This is a genomic window from Methylophilus sp. E2MeOHC9, assembly GCF_058744375.1.
The window spans coordinates 1208544-1225807 of record NZ_CP196024.1 but is presented as its reverse complement, the minus strand read 5'-3'; the positions used below and the strand labels follow the sequence as shown (position 1 = coordinate 1225807).

15 protein-coding genes are annotated in these 17264 nt (G+C 51.2%); 7 read left to right on the top strand and 8 right to left on the bottom strand.

Going from position 1 to position 17264, the window contains the following annotated elements:
* Positions 1-25 precede the first annotated feature (25 nt).
* Both ACSSVF_RS05795 and metK read right to left on the bottom strand, forming a co-directional pair.
* A complete protein-coding gene (locus ACSSVF_RS05795; RefSeq protein ID WP_492406003.1) occupies positions 26-1252 on the bottom strand; it encodes an HD-GYP domain-containing protein in 1227 nt (408 codons plus the stop codon).
* A 135-nt stretch (positions 1253-1387) separates the two neighbouring features.
* On the bottom strand, positions 1388-2551 hold the full coding sequence (metK, locus tag ACSSVF_RS05790) for a methionine adenosyltransferase (RefSeq protein WP_379032618.1): 1164 nt from the start codon (positions 2549-2551) through the stop codon (positions 1388-1390).
* Between the two features lie 164 nt (positions 2552-2715).
* Here metK and dapF point away from each other — a divergent pair, with 164 nt between their 5' ends.
* The 5 genes from dapF (at position 2716) to ACSSVF_RS05765 (ending at position 6526) form a co-directional block, all read left to right on the top strand.
* Positions 2716-3546: a diaminopimelate epimerase gene (gene dapF / locus ACSSVF_RS05785; protein ID WP_492406002.1), complete on the top strand. Its 831-nt coding sequence runs from the start codon at positions 2716-2718 to the stop codon at positions 3544-3546.
* A gap of 18 nt (positions 3547-3564) precedes the next feature.
* Complete coding sequence (locus ACSSVF_RS05780; RefSeq protein WP_442584765.1) at positions 3565-4218, top strand: DUF484 family protein; 654 nt, start codon at positions 3565-3567, stop codon at positions 4216-4218.
* Between the two features lie 81 nt (positions 4219-4299).
* On the top strand, positions 4300-5181 hold the full coding sequence (gene xerC / locus ACSSVF_RS05775) for a tyrosine recombinase XerC (RefSeq protein WP_492406001.1): 882 nt from the start codon (positions 4300-4302) through the stop codon (positions 5179-5181).
* Between the two features lie 201 nt (positions 5182-5382).
* Entirely contained in the window at positions 5383-5967 is a 585-nt protein-coding gene (locus ACSSVF_RS05770) for a superoxide dismutase (protein ID WP_492406000.1), read from the top strand.
* Positions 5968-6169: 202 nt separating this feature from the next.
* On the top strand, positions 6170-6526 hold the full coding sequence (locus ACSSVF_RS05765; protein WP_492405999.1) for a hypothetical protein: 357 nt from the start codon (positions 6170-6172) through the stop codon (positions 6524-6526).
* A gap of 250 nt (positions 6527-6776) precedes the next feature.
* On the opposite strand, the gene ACSSVF_RS05760 is transcribed toward ACSSVF_RS05765, so the two are convergent.
* From ACSSVF_RS05760 to ACSSVF_RS05750, 3 genes are all read right to left on the bottom strand, one after another.
* On the bottom strand, positions 6777-6977 hold the full coding sequence (locus tag ACSSVF_RS05760; protein ID WP_492405998.1) for a hypothetical protein: 201 nt from the start codon (positions 6975-6977) through the stop codon (positions 6777-6779).
* Positions 6978-7134: 157 nt separating this feature from the next.
* Positions 7135-10854 carry an EAL domain-containing protein gene (locus ACSSVF_RS05755; RefSeq protein WP_492405997.1) on the bottom strand — a complete coding sequence of 1240 codons (3720 nt, stop codon included), beginning with the start codon at positions 10852-10854 and terminating at the stop codon, positions 7135-7137.
* 210 nt (positions 10855-11064) lie between these two features.
* Positions 11065-12261, bottom strand: a complete 1197-nt coding sequence (locus ACSSVF_RS05750; protein WP_492405996.1) for an MFS transporter — start codon at positions 12259-12261, stop codon at positions 11065-11067.
* Positions 12262-12492: 231 nt separating this feature from the next.
* Between ACSSVF_RS05750 and xth the strand changes: the two genes are divergently transcribed.
* Entirely contained in the window at positions 12493-13263 is a 771-nt protein-coding gene (xth, locus tag ACSSVF_RS05745; protein ID WP_492405995.1) for an exodeoxyribonuclease III, read from the top strand.
* Between the two features lie 31 nt (positions 13264-13294).
* Here the strand turns inward: xth and ACSSVF_RS05740 are convergent, their stop codons facing one another.
* Genes ACSSVF_RS05740 through ACSSVF_RS05730 form a run of 3 tightly spaced genes read right to left on the bottom strand, consistent with a single transcriptional unit; the run spans position 13295 to position 16069 of the window.
* A complete protein-coding gene (locus ACSSVF_RS05740; RefSeq protein ID WP_492405994.1) occupies positions 13295-14122 on the bottom strand; it encodes a hypothetical protein in 828 nt (275 codons plus the stop codon).
* 21 nt (positions 14123-14143) lie between these two features.
* Positions 14144-14560: a DNA polymerase III subunit chi gene (locus ACSSVF_RS05735; RefSeq protein WP_492405993.1), complete on the bottom strand. Its 417-nt coding sequence runs from the start codon at positions 14558-14560 to the stop codon at positions 14144-14146.
* 21 nt (positions 14561-14581) lie between these two features.
* Complete coding sequence (locus tag ACSSVF_RS05730) at positions 14582-16069, bottom strand: leucyl aminopeptidase (protein WP_492405992.1); 1488 nt, start codon at positions 16067-16069, stop codon at positions 14582-14584.
* Positions 16070-16158: 89 nt separating this feature from the next.
* On the opposite strand from ACSSVF_RS05730, the gene lptF reads away from it, so the two are divergent.
* On the top strand, positions 16159-17262 hold the full coding sequence (lptF, locus tag ACSSVF_RS05725) for an LPS export ABC transporter permease LptF (RefSeq protein WP_492405991.1): 1104 nt from the start codon (positions 16159-16161) through the stop codon (positions 17260-17262).
* Positions 17263-17264 lie beyond the last annotated feature (2 nt).

The following is a 17264-nucleotide window of genomic DNA, read 5'->3' as shown; positions in this document are numbered from 1 at the left end:
TTTTTTTAAATCGTGGGTACGGCTGTTATTGCGATGCCCACAAGTGATCAATATTACCAATACCCCAGCTCATCGCAGATTCGTTGCTGACTATTTCATCGGCACCCTGCCTGGATAGATCAATCTCTTCCACCGGGATATGCACCAGCGACTTGGTGGAGAAAAACGATTTGACGACTGGTGTTAACAGGCTGTCTGGCGACTGGCGCACGACGACTGCAAGGCGGCCAGACTTGAGCATGACCACCGTACCTATCGGGTATATCCCCATACTTTTAACAAAGGCTTCTAGCACTACCGGGTCAAAATGACCACTCCACGAAGCCATGCGTTTAAGGGCAATGCCGGGCTCCCAGCCAGGCTTATAAGCGCGTGTAGAAGTCAGCGCATCGTAAACATCACAGATGGCACCCATCCTGGCATAAATACTGATACTGTCGCCAGTCAAATGGCCTGGATAGCCGCTACCATCTATCTTTTCGTGGTGATGTAAACAGACATCCAGTGTGACTGGATCCGTAATATTAGCCCTCACCAGCAGGTCATAGCCAATTTGCGGATGCTGGCGGATGACATCGAATTCATTATCGGTTAACGATCCGGGTTTATTCAGAATCTGTAACGGCACTTCGGCCTTACCCATGTCGTGCATCAATCCGGCCAGCCCGGCCTGCTTGACTTCAACCTCTGACAGTTTGAGCTCTTTAGCAAGGTTGGTCATTAATGCACTGACTGCGATCGAATGCATATAGGTGTAATCATCAGCCGTTTTCAACCGCACCAGGCTGATTAACGCATGCGTATTGCGGGAGACCGAGGCGGAAATCTCCTCGACCAGCGGCATCACGTTTGCAGCCTCAATCACTTTGCCCATGCGCAAATCTTTGAACATGGACATGATCTCACGGCGGGAAGCCTGGATGATTTTTGCCGCTTTGCGGTGCTCCGCATCCAGTGGTGCCTGTTTGACCTGAGGCATCACTTCCTCAAGAGAGAGGCTATCCAGCTCCAGTAGCGCCAGCTCCTTATCCGTCAATGTCTGGGCAACCGGCTCCGGTTCTGGCAACACATCCAGCCCGCGCTTGATATCAATCACCACCTGCTTGAGTGCACTGCCCCTTAATTTGAGCAGATCCATCTCATCTTTGAGGATGAACTTGGTGCGCCAAAAGGGATGATCCATCCATGGGCCTTTCAGCTCATGAATATACATCCCGATTCTTACCTGGTTGACGGCGATTGTTTTTAACATACTGCCAGCTTGAGTCTTTACTCTTTGTACTTTATACGCATCATCTTACGCTTGATATCGTCAACAAATCGAAAAAAAAGAGGGCTAAAAGCCCTCTTTAAAATTACTTTCTGCATCAATGCCTTACTGGCGATATTACAATCCGGCAGCCGCGCGCAATTCAGCCGCTTTATCGGTCGCTTCCCAGGTGAATTCCGGCTCATCGCGGCCAAAATGCCCATAGGCAGCTGTTTTAGTGTAAATCGGACGCAGCAGATCGAGCATTTTCACGATGCCTTTCGGGCGCAGGTCAAAATGCTCACGCACCAACTGCGTCAGTTTGTCATCAGAAATCTTGCCGGTACCGTAGGTTTCTACCATGATAGAAGTCGGCTGCGCCACGCCAATCGCGTAGCTGACTTGCACCAGGCACTTGTCTGCCAGGCCAGCGGCCACGATATTCTTGGCGACATAACGGCCAGCATAGGCCGCAGAGCGATCTACTTTTGACGGGTCTTTGCCGGAGAATGCACCGCCGCCGTGAGGGGCTGCGCCACCGTAGGTATCGACGATAATTTTACGGCCTGTCAGGCCACAATCCCCTTGCGGACCGCCAATCACAAAACGGCCAGTCGGGTTGACCAGGAATTTAATCTCGCCTTTGATCAGCTCAGCCGGTAACGTTGGCTTGATGATTTCTTCAATCACGGCTTCACGAATAGCTTCCAGCGTCATGTCTGGCGCGTGCTGGGTAGAAACCAGCACCGTATCAATCTTGTGCGGTTTGCCGTCGATATATTGCACAGTCACTTGTGACTTGGCATCCGGACGCAACCATGGCAAGCGGCCATCTTTACGCAGTTGCGCCTGACGCTCCATCACACGGTGGCTCAGCCAGATCGGCAATGGCATCAGTTGCGGCGTTTCATTCACAGCATAACCAAACATCAGGCCCTGATCGCCAGCACCTTGGTCCAGCGGATCATCATTGGCATTGTCTACGCCCTGTGCGATATCAGGGGATTGCTTGTCATAAGCCACTAATACTGCGCAGCCTTTGTAATCAATGCCGTAATCGGTATTGTCATAGCCGATACGCTTCACTGCATCGCGCGCTACCTTGATGTAATCCACATTGGCGGTGGTGGTGATTTCACCAGCAAGCACGATCAAGCCAGTATTGGCTAATGTTTCAGCAGCAACGCGGGCAGTGGGGTCCTGGGCAAGGATTGCATCCAGAATGCTGTCAGACACCTGATCAGCCAGTTTATCCGGATGGCCTTCGGAAACCGATTCCGAAGTAAAAAGATATTCACTCATGTTTGACGCCTTGAAAAGTAAAAATGGTTGATCAATAGCACCGACTAAAGGCTGAAGCCGGCACCTAAAAGGAAGGAAGATTCTACCCGAGTTTGCCGGCCAAACGGAATAAATGTTGTGCGTAAGCTGCCATTGCAAGGGTTGTTAGAGTATCATTTCAAGCCATGAAACTCAGATTCACCAAAATGCAGGGCGCAGGTAATGACTTCGTAGTGATTGATGCGACACAAACCCCTGTGCACTTATCCCACACACAGATACAGCACATCGCGAATCGCTATTTCGGTGTCGGTTGTGACCAACTGTTAATGGTGGAAAGCACAGACACGCCCGGAATAGATTTCCGCTACCGAATTTTCAACGCCGATGGCAGCGAAGTCGAGCAATGTGGCAACGGCGCCCGTTGCTTTGTGCGATTTGTGGTGGATAAAGGCCTGACTGACAAACGCGAAATCAAGGTGGAAACCGCCAGCGGCAACCTGACCCTGACTTTGCAGGATGACGGCCAGGTCACCGTGGATATGGGTGCGCCAAGATTCGCCCCGGCACAGATCCCTTTCGAGGCAGAGGCCGAAGCGACTGCCTATGAGCTGCCATTGCAAAATGACTTGGTGACTATCAGCGCCGTCTCTATGGGTAACCCGCATGCGGTGATGCTGGTGGATAACGTGCATACTGCTGAAGTGGCGACACTTGGGCCACAAATCGAATCACACCCGCGCTTTCCGCAACGCGTGAATGCCGGGTTTATGCAGGTATTAAACGAGCACGAAATCAACCTGCGGGTGTACGAACGTGGCAGCGGTGAAACGCTGGCCTGCGGCACCGGCGCTTGTGCAGCAACAGTGAGCGGCATTCAGTTAGGCACATTGCAAAGCCCGGTAAAAGTACATACACGCGGCGGGATATTAACCATCAAATGGGCTGGCGGACAACATCCGGTCATGATGACAGGGCCGGCAGACATCGTCTTTGAAGGCGACATTGAAATTTAAGCAGATTGCAGAAGCATTATGGAAGACAGTATTAACGAAAACGATATCAAGCATTACCTGAAGGCGCACCCGGACTTTTTTGAAAGCCATGCGCACTTGCTGGCTGAGTTGTTCCTGCCCAGCCCACATGGCAAAGGCACGATTTCACTGGCAGAACGCCAGCAAATCGCCCAGCGTGACAAAATCCGTGTGCTGGAATCGCGCTTTACCGAGCTGATCCTCACGGCGGAAGAAAATGAAGCCACTGCCAACAAAGTCCATGAATTAACGCTGGGATTATTATTTGCCAAAGACGTGCCGGCATTGCATGCGCACCTGGTGGAGTTTCTGGCGACACACTTTCAATTACCGAATGCCAGGCTCAGGCTATGGACAAATGAAAGCCATGCTGCCGATGATATTTTTATTGCCGCTGAAGACTCACTGAAAAACTGGGCCAAGGATTTAAGCCAACCGTATTGCGGCACCTTACCCACGATGGATATTGCAGGCTGGTTCACTGAATCACCGGCCTCACTGGCAGTGATCCCCATGCGTTATCAGGAGGTGACCTTTGGCCTGCTGGCGATCCCAAGTGAACAACGCAGCCGCTTTTATGCCGGCATGGGCACGCTGTTTTTAAATAGGATAGGCGAACTGGTCAGCGCCTCGCTTGCCAGATACATCATATGAAAGCCCCCGCTGAGGTTTCCGCCGAGAGGTATCTTCTTGCGGCAATTGTCAGCGTAAAGTCACACATTAGAGGTAATCATCATGCATGAACTGCTGGATGATTACCTCGACTTCCTGCATTTTGAGCGCGGCCTCAGTGAACATACCCGCAACAACTACCAGCGCGACATCTCCCTGCTGTTAAAACAGCATACGCAGGACCTGAAAACACTCACTCCGCAGATGATACGACGCAGTATTGCCAGCTTGCACAGTCAAGGCCTGAGTGGCCGTAGCATTGCACGCATGCTCTCCAGCTGGCGTGGGTTCTTCCACTACCTGGTCTTGCATCATCAATTCCCCTCCAATCCGGTGATAGGCTTGCGCGCACCCAAGGCACCCAAAACGTTGCCGCATGCCCTCTCTATCGAGCAAACCAACAAGCTGGTCGAACTGGAAGGCGATGACCCGATTGTTGTGCGTGACCGCGCCATACTGGAGTTGTTTTATTCTTCCGGCCTGCGTCTAAGTGAAGTGACAGGCCTGGACCTGGAGCGGTTGGATTTACAGGAAGGCGTGGTCACCGTCATCGGCAAGGGTAACAAAACCCGGATGGTGCCACTGGGTAGCAAAGCGGTTTCTGCCATGCATGCCTGGTTAAGTGTGCGCCCACTCTGGTTGAGCAAACGCCCGGCTGAAACGGCTGTCTTTATCAGCCAGCAAGGCCGGCGTATCAGCGGGCGCAGTATACAAATGCGTGTGAACGAATGGGCAGTGAAACAAGGCCTGCATAACCATGTACACCCGCACATGTTGCGCCACAGTTTTGCCAGCCATGTCTTGCAGAGCAGCGGTGATTTACGCGCAGTGCAGGAAATGCTGGGCCACGCCAACATCAGCACCACACAAGTGTATACCCACCTCGACTTTCAGCACCTGAGCAAAATTTATGACGCGGCGCATCCGCGTGCGCGCAAAAAATAAGCGTTTCCGCTCACTAGATAGTATTCAGCAACGTGTTACTGCATCGCAAACTATGGCAAAATATCCTATTAAACTGCTAAACCTTTTACCGGTCTTGTGGTTCTAAACAGCACCTGGATGTCACACTCATAAAAATAACAGCGTCTTAACAAGACTTTTTCAATACCATTTCATTCAACACACCATAAAAAAGGAAACACCATGGAACATACCTTACCTCCATTGCCATTCGCCAAAGATGCATTGGCACCCCATATCTCCGCAGAAACGTTTGACTACCATTACAGCAAACACCATCAAACCTATGTGACCAACCTCAACAACCTGATCAAGGGCACCGAGTTTGAAAATGCCAGCCTGGAAGAGATCATCAAGAAATCTTCCGGTGGCATCTATAACAACTCAGCCCAGGTCTGGAACCACACCTTCTTCTGGAACAGCCTGTCACCTAACGGTGGCGGTGAACCTACTGGCGCACTGGCTGATGCCATTAACGCAAAATGGGGCTCTTTTGAAGAGTTCAAAAAAGCTTTCCAGGCTTCTGCCGTAGGCAATTTCGGTTCCGGCTGGACCTGGCTGGTGAAAAAAGCCGATGGCACAGTTGATATCCTGAACACAGGTGCCGCTGGCACACCATTAACGACTGGTGAAACAGCCCTGTTGACCATAGACGTGTGGGAACATGCGTATTACATAGACTATCGCAATGCACGTCCAAAATTTGTAGAAACCTTTTTGGCCAGCCTGGCCAACTGGGAATTTGCTGCCAAGAACTTCGCAGCCTGATTGTTGTTTGAATCAGTTGTAACTGTAAGCCCCGTTGAGAAACGGGGCTTTTTGTTGCCTATGGCTAGCCCTCAATCCCATATGTATGCAAGGTCATTTCCGACTAGACCCATGTCAGCAAATACCAGTGCTTGATTAAAGCCTGTGCTTAAAACTGCCGTTAAACAGTCATCTTCTACATGATTATGATGCGTGCATTCCTATGGCTATTTCTATCAACATGCAAGTGGGCTCCACCAGCGGCGGCTCTTCCACATCGAGTCAAGGTAACAGCAATACTATCGCAGGCCTGAAACAAAAACTTGCCGCACTCAATAAGGATTTGCAAACCGCTTTGGGTGATCAAAGCGAAACCGGCGTGCAAAAAGCTAAAAATATTCAGTTACAAATACAAATGGCGCAAATAAAACTCAATCAACTGATTCAGCAAGAAGCCGAGAAAAGCAAACAAGCGCTGGAGAAAACTGACACCAAAGCAAAGGCCGGGGCTGGCACACAATCACTTTCAGGGCAAATCAGGCAGACTGGTTATCAGAATCAAATTGATGTGTATGTCTAAGTAAAATATCTGCACTCAGCAGCTTTAAAGACACGCCTTTTAAAAAGCAAACAACAGACATCTACCGGCTTTGATGCTTTAAACAGTTATACCGGTTTATGCTACCTGATGGATTTATCCAACGGCACCGGATTGCGTTGTAAAATTCCAGTTTGGCATTGCTGAACTTGCTTCAAATAGTCAAAACACCCAACCATCAATGCGACCTCAATGGACAAGATGTCATGGATTTTGAAATTTTTTCTGCCTTTTATTTAGTGCCGTTAGTGATTTCGGCCATAGGTGCGCTGATTGAATTTCGTAATTGCGAATTCGATACGCTCAGGCACGCTTTAGGCAAAGCATTCTTTCTGGCTTTCAGGAGTATGGTGCCGGTACTCAACATCTTTTCGGCCATTCTGTATTTGATCACTTGCGGAACATATACCTGGAAGAAATCTGCTTTTTCCAAAAAGTAATTCTGTCACGGTGTGAATACCACTACTTGGTCTGACGCTTAGTCAGATACTGCTTGGTTTTGCCACATGCTGTCCCAGCCTAAGCGTTAACAAACAAAAACGGCCACCCGTCACAGGATGGCCGTTTTTTATGGTGCGTTTGCGGATCGATTAAAGCATTTTTAACACAGCGCTATCTTTTGCAGCGTAGCTTGCATTGTTGTTCACCCAATGTTCAAACACATCTATCGCTAATGGCCTGGTGAAATAATAGCCCTGGAATGCCTGGCAACCCAGCTCCGTCAATACGCGTAATTGTGCATCGGTTTCCACGCCTTCCGCCAATACTTCCAGCTGCAAGCTCTGCCCTAGCGAAATAATGGCATTGACGATACTTTTGTGATCATGCCCATTGAGCATGTCGCGCACAAATGACTGATCGATTTTTAGCTGATCGAACGGCAAGCGTTTCAGGTAAGACAAAGAAGAATAGCCGGTACCGAAATCATCCAGCGAGAAGCAAACGCCGACTTCGCGCAAGGCAGTCATTTTGGCAATAATGTCTTCCACATTGTCCACCAGCATGCTTTCTGTCAGTTCAAGTTTCAACCTGCCGGGATGAATGCCAGTTTCAGTCACCATGCGCTGTACTTCCTGCACGAAATTGGGCTGTAGATATTGTTTGGGGCTGACGTTTACAGAGAGTACCAGCGAGCGCAGTTGCGGGCGGGTAGACCAGGCCAGCAATACCTGGCAGGCTTTCTGCAATACCCAGTGCCCAATCGCGACAATCTGCCCTGAACTCTCGGCCATGGTGATAAATTGGCCTGGCATGATCAGGCCGCGCTCCGGGTGTTGCCAGCGGATCAAGGCCTCAGCACCCACGATTTCGTGCTGCTGGTTATATTGCGGCTGGAAGTGCAACAGGAATTGCTGCGATTCAATCGCGATGTGTAAATCAGCTTCCAGCGCCACGCGCTGCAATAATTCGGTTTCCATTAAGGTATCAAAGAACTGGTAGCCGTTTCTACCGGCTTCTTTGGCTTTGTACATGGCCATATCGGCTCGCCGTAACAGCTCTTCCGCCTGGCTGGGGGCATCATAATCAAACAGCGCAACGCCGATACTAGGCGAGGTGTAGTGCTGGTAATGATTTAAATTAAATGGGCTTTCAAAGGCGGCAACGATCTTTTCACACACGATACGCGCCTGCTTTTCGGCTTGTGCCTGATCCCGGTTCAATCCATCAAGTACAACGACAAACTCATCACCGCCCAGGCGGCTGACAGTATCCAAACGACGGACGGAATGTTTGATGCGTTTTGCCACCTCGATCAGCAGCGCATCGCCGATATCGTGCCCATGCGTATCATTGAGTGTTTTAAAGTTATCAATATCAATAAACAGCAGTGCACCACTGGTTTTCTTGCGCACTGCTTTTCGCAGATGAGCGGCCAGTTTCTCCTGCAGCAGCAAGCGGTTAGGCAGGCCAGTCATGGTGTCGTAATAGGCCAATTGGCGGATTTGCGCATCGGCCTGCTTGCGTTCGGTGATATCGCGCAACACCAGCACCCAGTGGGTATACCGCCCCCCTTTGTCATGCAAGGGCAAGGCATCCATTTCCAGTGAAACGCCTGCGCCATCGAGATTGACAGCGATCACTTCGGCCGTGATGGGTAACATGTGCTGAAAAGCGTGTTTGATGCGCTCAAGCTCACGTCCGGGTGTCGCAACATTGAAAATATCAAAAGGTGAACTGCCGCTTAAATGCTCCAGCGATGAGCCGGTGATTTTTGTGAATGCCTCGTTAAGGAACACGATTTTTTGCTGCATGGGCGCCTGCAAAGGGGCCTCGGTGATCATGACAATGTCATTGAGCCGCGAAATTCCGCTGCGTAATAGATTCAGTTGTTCGTCGGACTGCTCTCGTTCAATGGCCAGGCCCAGCATTTGCGCATAGCTTTCGACAAAATCGATCTCAGCCGCTACCGGCGCATATTGATGCCGCCTGTAGATCACCAGCACACCTAATGCACGCCAGCTACGCGACAAAATAGGCGCACTCCAGCAGGCTTTCAGGCCGTGACTCAACGCTAAGGTGCTGTGCTCGTCGCCGAAGGGGTAGGTACTGATATCGTTGGCAATCACCCTACTTTGGGTAACAACCGCGATCTGGCTGCTTTGCCATGCGATACCATCCATCGCTTGCATATATGGCAGAGGCAGTTTGGACAAGGCGGCATGCCGCAGATGCGACCCTTCCTGGTCAAGCAGCAGAATGGCACAACAGGCGTCAGGGAATTGCAACTCGACCAGTTGTGCCACTGTATTAAGAATTTCGTGCAGGGAAACATCCGCCAGCATCATGGCCTGGATTTTGGCCTGCCCTTGCCTGATGGCTTCCAGTTGTTTTTGGGCGGTAATATCCTGCAATGACCCTTGCAGCTTAACAATGTGGCCATCCGGGTCACGCACCGGCTGGCCCATGGCGCGCACCCAGAAACGACGGCCTGTCGCAGTGATCTTTTCCAGCTCAAGGTCGTAGGCAACCCCTTCTTCTATGCATTTTTTCAGCGCATGCTGCATCAGTGGCTGATACTCAGGCACAAACATGCGTACGCCTTCTTCCACCGTCGGCGTATAGCCGGGAGGCATTTCATGCAGGGCAGCGACTTCATCCGACCATTGCAAGGTGTCGGTTTTGATATCTATCATCCAGCCGCCAATCTTGGCCACGCTGCCTGCTACTTTGAGCAGATATTCTGCCTGCTTGCGGCGGTCTATTTCACTTTGCAATGCCTGGGTGCGGTGCACTACTTGCCGCCTGATCTGCAGATTCCACAGAAAAGTGACGCCAAGGATCATTAGCAGCACCGCGACGCCTCTTGATAACCATACAATGTACGGCCGTTTGATACGCATATCGCCCTGATGCAGAAACCCTCGCAGATTATAATCAGGGCGCACTAGCCCTAAGTCAGCCAGCGTTTGTGCAATTGCCAGCCAACGCTCCTCATTCATATGGCCCCAGGGCACCACCCCAGTCAGCACATAGGGCTCCATCAAACTGGCTTCCCGCAATAAGGTTTGTGCTGTGACGCCTCTCTTGGAAACGCCGGGCATACCAGCAATGCTATTGGCCATTTCTTCCTGATGGTTTAGTGCATACAGCCAGCCTTTTTTAGTCGCACGTAAAAACGCCTCTACCCGCTCAGGGTGCGTGGCCAATTCACGCTCGCTGGTAAATAGCACATCGCCGTAAAAATCCACGCCAGAAGACTGGTTACTGATGATAGAAGGTGAATAGCCCATTTGCTGCAACTGGCCTGGCTCGTCCATGGCATATGCCGAGATCACATCGACTTTGCCCTCTATCAAGTCTTGCAGACGCCATGTATGCGGCACTATCGTCATCTGCTTGATATCCAGATGATGTTTCAGCAACATGGCCTTGAACTGGAACACCCCCTGGCCGTCAGCCGACATCATGATGCGTTTGCCAATCAGGTCCTGAGGTTCACGAATATTGCTTTCCTGCAGGCTGAGCAATATACCGGGAGAGTGTTGCATAATGGCCGCCAGCGCCACCACTGGCTTGCCGGAAATGCGTGCTACCAGGATCTCTGCATCACCTATGCTGTATTCAGCCTGGCCTGATAACACCTGTTGCAATGGCGAGCGGTCTTTACTGCCTTCAATGATGTTGACGTTTAAGCCTTCGTCTTTGTAATAGCCTTGCTGGTGGGCAGCGTAATAGCCTGCAAACTGGAACTGATGCCGCCATTTCAACTGCAAGGTGATGTTATCTGCAGCAACCGCAAACGCAGTACTGGCAAACGTGACAATAGCCACCAGCCATCTGAACAAAGAGAGGGTTGAATTGCGTTTCATGGTAATTTAGAACAACGGTATCACTACAAGCTGGTTGGGCGTTTTGCCAATGATTAAGTCCAGCCTGATTTATACCGCAAACCATGGCCATGACATCGGCCAAATAGACAGGGGTTTATATTTGTATCGATGCATTTGGTTGCAAACTATTGAATGCAACAACTGCAAGACAGGCTTGCAGTCATTTTATATTAAAGCTGCAGAGGTGTTTTACCTGGGTGGTTTGAGCATCATGGCTAGCACCAGCATCAGCGCAGAAACACCCACCAGCAACTGGAAACCACCGGCAAAATGCCCGCTGTGGTCATGTATCAACCCTATGATAAAAGGCCCGGTAGCAGCAATCAAATAACCTATGGTCAACACAAATGCATTCCAGCGATTTGCCGCATCTGGCGTATGCGTATGATCCAGTGGCAAAGTCATTGCAAGTGTAAATGCGCCACCGAGGCCAAACGCCGTCACCGGCACCCATAACCACGGCCATGCGCCTGGCGTTGCCATGCCTGCCAGGCCTATGGTAGATAACAGGCTACAGCCAGCTAACCAGCCACGCCGGTCCAGGCTTTTACTCAGCATGCCCACTACCGGGTTTGCCAGCATGAAACAAAAGGTAAAACTGGCGAGCACGGCACCCGCTTCAGCAGCTGGCATGCCGGCCTCCTGATACATGGCCGCCGTCCAGGTCAGGATGGCATAGAACAGGAAATTCACACAGGCAAAAAATAAGGCAATCAGCCATGCGACTGGCGTGCGCAGTGGCAAACGTGTTGTTGGCGTGACCGCTGTGCCAGATGCTGGCTGTATGGCCACTGATTTTGGCATCACTCGCCACCAGGCAATCATGGCAATCACGCCCAACGCTGCCCAGGCACCAATCGCCACCCGCCAACCTGTCGCTTGCAATATCCAGCCGGTGAGCCCGGCGGACAGGGTACTGCCTAACGACAAGGCGGTCGCATAGATACCAATCATGAACGCGGCGCGATTGGCAAAACTGGCTTTGACAATGCCGGCAAACATGGCCCCCGCAACGGCAATGCCCGCCCCTACACCAACCGTAGCGCTGATTAACAACCGCTCACTGTCAGCATACGCGCGCATACCCATCGAGAGGCTCAGCAAACCCAATGCCAGCATCAGTACTTTATTCACGCCGAACCTGCGCACCAGCCAGGGGGTAGGCAAGGCCAGCGCGCCCATTAACAGATCGGGAATAGCTGTCATTAACGAAGCCATGGCATGGCTAAGCTGGAAGGCATCAATGATGGCGGGCAAGGCCGGGCCCATAGAAACAATCCCCGGCCTTAACGCCATCGCCACCAGCACAATCGCCAGCACCAGGCCCCATTCGCCCCGGGAAAATCCAGCGCGCTTGCCCTGTGCATGGTTAAGGTCCTGCTTCATAACTGCTCTCCTGAAAGTAAATTCACTCAGGTGCCACTTTAATAGTAGGTGAACAATTCAAAAATACGCCATTTGTCTGATATTCAGTCTAAAAACGCACAACCACGGCTAGCGGATGCTGACTGTCAGCCCAACACACATGGCCGGAAAATGGCAAAAGACTGGTGTAAAATGCGCGAGTGTCATGGCAATCGTTGATTGCCACCCATCCCCCATGATTGGAGAATACTGTTGAAACTGGCCACCTGGAATGTTAACTCGCTGACGGTACGCCTGCCGCATGTACTGGACTGGCTGGTCGCCAACCAACCCGATGCGTTGTGCCTCCAGGAAACCAAGCAGGAGGACAGCAAGTTCCCTTATGCCGCTTTAAAAGAAGCCGGTTTTAATGCCATCCACAACGGGCAGAGAACCTACAATGGCGTCGCCATCATCAGCCCGCATGCCATCAACCAGGTGCATGTTGACCTGCCTAACTTTGCGGACGAACAAAAAAGGATTATCGCGGCGACCATACAAGGTGTACGGGTGATTTGTGCGTATGTGGTGAATGGCCAGGCACTGGATTCAGATAAATTCCAGTACAAGCTCAACTGGCTGAACGCGCTGCACCATTGGGTGGCTGATGAGTTAAAGCAGCATGAAAAACTGGCGTTGCTGGGGGATTACAACATTGCGCCGGATGACCGTGACTGCCATGACCCTGTGGCCTGGGAAGGTCAGGTACTGGTCAGCCCGCAAGAGCGGGAGGCTTTCCAGAACTTGCTGGCACTGGGTTTATCAGATAGTTTCCGCTTGTTCAGTGAGGAAGCAGGGCAATATAGCTGGTGGGATTACCGGATGGCGGCTTTCCGCCGTAATATGGGCTTGCGCATAGACCATATCCTGGTCAGTGAAGCATTAAAACCTCTGTGCCTAAGTTGCCTGATCGACAAATTGCCACGTAAACTTGAACGCCCTAGCGATCACACGCCTGTTGTTCTAACGCTCGCCAACGCCTGAAAAGGCTAGTGTCCCTGACTAAGATCAACCCCTAAATACTGGGCATCACAAACTTGATGCCCTGCAACACTTCCAGGATGCTGGATTTCAGCCGTTTGTTCAACTCACCTTCTATGACTTCCATTTGCGCGGTGACCATGGCCTGCACTTTGGTCTGTAATTCGGCTTCAACCGATGACAGTTCGGTATTGAATTTCTGTTTAAACTCGGCGGTTTGCTGATCGGTGAATTCGGCAAAAGCGCTTTGCAGGGTCAGTTTGTACTCTTCCACCAGCCTGGCTTCCATCGCCTCCTGACCGGTGGTCAGCGTTTCCTTGCTGCTTTCTTGCAGCTGGTGGATGTGATCCGCCGTGGTCTTCTCTAACTGCGCTTGCATCTCCAGCACTTTGGTCGCAATTTGCGCTTGCTGGTCTTCAATCAGTTGCGCCAGTTTTTCTTCCAGCTTTTGCCTGCCCGCGTTTTCTGCCACTTCACGTATGGTTTGCTCAGTGGTCGCCAGTAGTTGCTGCTGCGTTTCGGTTAAACGGGCCACGTCTTCTTCTACAGATTGCAGCTGTTGCTTACCGACATTGCCCATGGCTTCGCGAAATGCCTGCTCAATCGATTGCAAACTCTCGCCAACCTGGGTTTGTGCATGTCGCGATAGATCCTGCTGTATGGATTCTGCATACTCGGACAACGCCTGCTGCTCGACCACAGAACGTTCAAACGCGCGCTGGCCTAACTGGCTGGCGACGATCTCCGCAATCTCAGGCAATAACGCCTGTTTGACCTGGGCAACCAGCTCATCCACGTCCAGGGCGGCCGGGTTATTTTTTTGTACGACTTTGGTTAATACAGGAATTTCTGAAATATCCACACAACCTCCCTTGATAGCCGCTTACTGCGTCTGCATGTTCATATGCTGAATTTCGTAACCACGGTCACGGTAAAACGTATAACGCTGGCGACCCGCGGTTTTTTCATCTTCGGCAGACCCGATCAACTCAAACAAGTGCCGGAAACGACTGAAAAACTTTGGCAGCTCTGCCTGGCAATTAAACAGCATATCATCCTGCCGGATATGTTCCGGCAACCAGGCTAGCAGCACCGGCGTCAGGCTCGCATGCGGTGCATCTGCCAGCACATTGGGGATAAATGCTGCCTGCTGCCACAAACTGTGACTCAATTCCTCTGCCGCTTCAGGAGACGGCAGGTAAATGGTCACCTGTCGTTGCCTGGCGACCGCTTGCCCGACCAGGTGCACAATCAAACCGGCACGGTCAGGGATATCAGTATAAAAGCGCACCCGCGTCATAGTTCTTCTACAATGACCTTATCAGGCTTTCTCAACGGCCTGCTGCACAAGGTAAGTCACCAGCAACGGTACCGGACGGCCAGTAGCGCCCTTTTCCTTACCGGATTTCCAGGCAGTGCCGGCGATATCCAGGTGAGCCCAGTCGTATTTTTTGGCAAAACGGGAAAGGAAGCAAGCAGCGGTGATACTGCCACCCGCACGGCCACCGATATTGCCCATATCGGCAAAATTACTGTCCAGCTGGCCCTGATACTCATCCCATAACGGCAACTGCCAGGCTCTATCCTGGGCCTTTTCACCGGCGTCGAGCAGTTTTCTGGCCAGGCTATCATTATTGGCAAACAATCCGCTAGGATGATGGCCCAATGCGATCACGCATGCGCCGGTCAAGGTTGCTATATCAATCACGGCAGCAGGCTCAAAGCGCTCGGCATAGGTCAGGGCATCACACAGAATCAGGCGCCCTTCTGCATCGGTGTTCAATACTTCAATGGTCAGGCCAGCCATACTGGTCAGCACATCGCCCGGCTTGGTGGCGCGGCCACTAGGCATGTTCTCGCAAGTCGGGATCAGCCCCACTACATTCAATGGCAGATCCAGCTCGCCTATGGCTTTAAAAACACCCAGCACCGAGGCAGCACCGCACATGTCATATTTCATTTCATCCATATCGGCACCCGGTTTGAGCGAGATGCCGCCGGTATCAAAAGTAATCCCTTTGCCCACCAAAACTACCGGTTTCTGCGATTTTTTGCCTTTGAGATGCTGCAATACAATAAAACGTGGTGGTTCGTCGCTGCCGCGTGTCACACCCAGGAAAGAGCCCATTTTGAGTTTTTCAATCTCGGCTTCTTCCAGCACTTCTACTTTAAAACCATAGTCTTTCGCCAATTTCTCAGCCTGCTTGCCCAAGTAAGTAGGTGTGCAAATATTAGGCGGCAAGTTGCCCAGGTCTTTGGCCAGCGTGACGCCATTGCCTACGCTCTGACCTTGTTTCAAACCTGCATTGACCGCGTCGGCCGCGTCTTTATTTACAAGCAATGTAATCTGTTGCAGCGGTTTTGGCTCCGCCTTTTTTTCTTTGACGGCATTGACCTGGTAGCTGGCATCCAGCGCGACTTCAGCCAGCGCAGCCGCTTTTGAATGGCTATCTGTTTTCTTGATCGTCAGGCTGGCAAAATCCGTGGCCAGCGATTCCACCCCGGCCGGTAACGCTTTCAGCGCGGCACGAAAAGCGCTTCGCAATGTTCTCAGGCTGCTGTCTTCAGTTTTACCCAAACCAACCAGCAGCACCCTACTTGCTGAAATGCCGGATAACTGGCGCAATAATAAGGTACTGCCGGACTTGCCTTCCATATCACCGGACTTCAGCGCAAGCGTGATCGCCTTGTCACTGATTTCATCTACAGTCTTGGCAAGATCGGTCAGCTTGCGACCTTCATAAATGCCTACTAGCAAACAATCGGTACGCAATTTTTCCGGGCCAGTGCTTTTTATGCTAAATTCCATCTTTATCCTTTTATGTTCGAGTGCCTGTGACTTGAGCGATGATTGTATTATCTAGTGTTTTATGCTGATTTCAAAGCGGTGCATTTAAATTGAAAATATTCAAACGTGCATTGTCCGCAGAGTTGATGTCCTCATCTTCTGCCATTTTCCTGATTATTCTGGGTATCGTGGTCGCACAGCGCGCCGGTAACATCGTGCGCCAGGTTTCTAAAGGCATTTTGCCTAACGACGCTATCGGCACTATCCTCACCTTCAGCCTGGTCAAATTGATGCCTATGATGCTGTCATTGGCTATTTTCCTCGCAGTGCTATTGACGCTGACACGCTGGCACCGCGATTCGGAAATGGTGATCTGGATGAATGCCGGATTAAGCCTGCGGCAATGGGTAGTGCCTATCCTGCGCTTTATTTTCCCTATCGTGCTAATCATCAGCCTGCTGAGTCTGTTTGTGATGCCATGGGCGACCGAGAAAGCGGAAGGTTACCGCGAGCAACTGAAAAAACGAGACGAACTTTCTTCGATCAGCCCTGGCGCGTTTAAAGAATCGAATAGCGGGGAGCGCATTTACTTTATCGAGAGTTTTGACAAACTTGGTTACGAAGTCAAAAATATCTTTGTGCAGTCGCACCAGCATGGCAAAACCGGCATCATCACAGCCAATCGCGGTAGCCGCTATAAAGCCAAAAACGGCGATAACTTTTTAGTGCTGCAAAATGGTCGGCGCTACGAGGTCATCCCGAACACCCTGGATGTCTCCATCACCGAGTTTGAACGCTACGATATCCGTATCGAGACCAAGGAATCTGCCCCTGAAACCGGCACTGCGCAAGGCAAGACCACTATGGGGCTGATGAAAGATGCCTCACTGTCTGACCAGGCAGAACTGCATTGGCGCTTTGCCATCCCGATTTCCACCATTGTCATGGTGTTGCTGGCGATTCCATTGAGCTTTGTCGACCCCAGGGCCGGACGCTCGCTGAATATCATGTTCGCCATCCTGATTTTTATCGTTTATAACAACATTCTGAGTATTTTCCAGGCCTGGATCACCCAAGGAAAGATTTCGTCATGGATAGGCTTATGGCCGGTGCATCTGTGTTTTATTTTGCTGGGCTGGTATCTGTATCATCGCCGAAAACACCTCAAGCCGTTGATTCCAGACCTGTTCAAGCGTCGCCCCAAGGCTGCATAACC

Bases quoted from the DNA above. Each gene is read 5' to 3' on its own strand.
- ACSSVF_RS05795 (WP_492406003.1), bottom strand. From the start codon at position 1,252: ATGTTAAAAACAATCGCCGTCAACCAGGTAAGAATCGGGATGTATATT.
- metK (WP_379032618.1), bottom strand. From the start codon at position 2,551: ATGAGTGAATATCTTTTTACTTCGGAATCGGTTTCCGAAGGCCATCCG.
- dapF (WP_492406002.1), top strand. From the start codon at position 2,716: ATGAAACTCAGATTCACCAAAATGCAGGGCGCAGGTAATGACTTCGTA.
- ACSSVF_RS05780 (WP_442584765.1), top strand. From the start codon at position 3,565: ATGGAAGACAGTATTAACGAAAACGATATCAAGCATTACCTGAAGGCG.
- xerC (WP_492406001.1), top strand. From the start codon at position 4,300: ATGCATGAACTGCTGGATGATTACCTCGACTTCCTGCATTTTGAGCGC.
- ACSSVF_RS05770 (WP_492406000.1), top strand. From the start codon at position 5,383: ATGGAACATACCTTACCTCCATTGCCATTCGCCAAAGATGCATTGGCA.
- ACSSVF_RS05765 (WP_492405999.1), top strand. From the start codon at position 6,170: ATGGCTATTTCTATCAACATGCAAGTGGGCTCCACCAGCGGCGGCTCT.
- ACSSVF_RS05755 (WP_492405997.1), bottom strand. From the start codon at position 10,854: ATGAAACGCAATTCAACCCTCTCTTTGTTCAGATGGCTGGTGGCTATT.
- ACSSVF_RS05750 (WP_492405996.1), bottom strand. From the start codon at position 12,261: ATGAAGCAGGACCTTAACCATGCACAGGGCAAGCGCGCTGGATTTTCC.
- ACSSVF_RS05735 (WP_492405993.1), bottom strand. From the start codon at position 14,560: ATGACGCGGGTGCGCTTTTATACTGATATCCCTGACCGTGCCGGTTTG.
- ACSSVF_RS05730 (WP_492405992.1), bottom strand. From the start codon at position 16,069: ATGGAATTTAGCATAAAAAGCACTGGCCCGGAAAAATTGCGTACCGAT.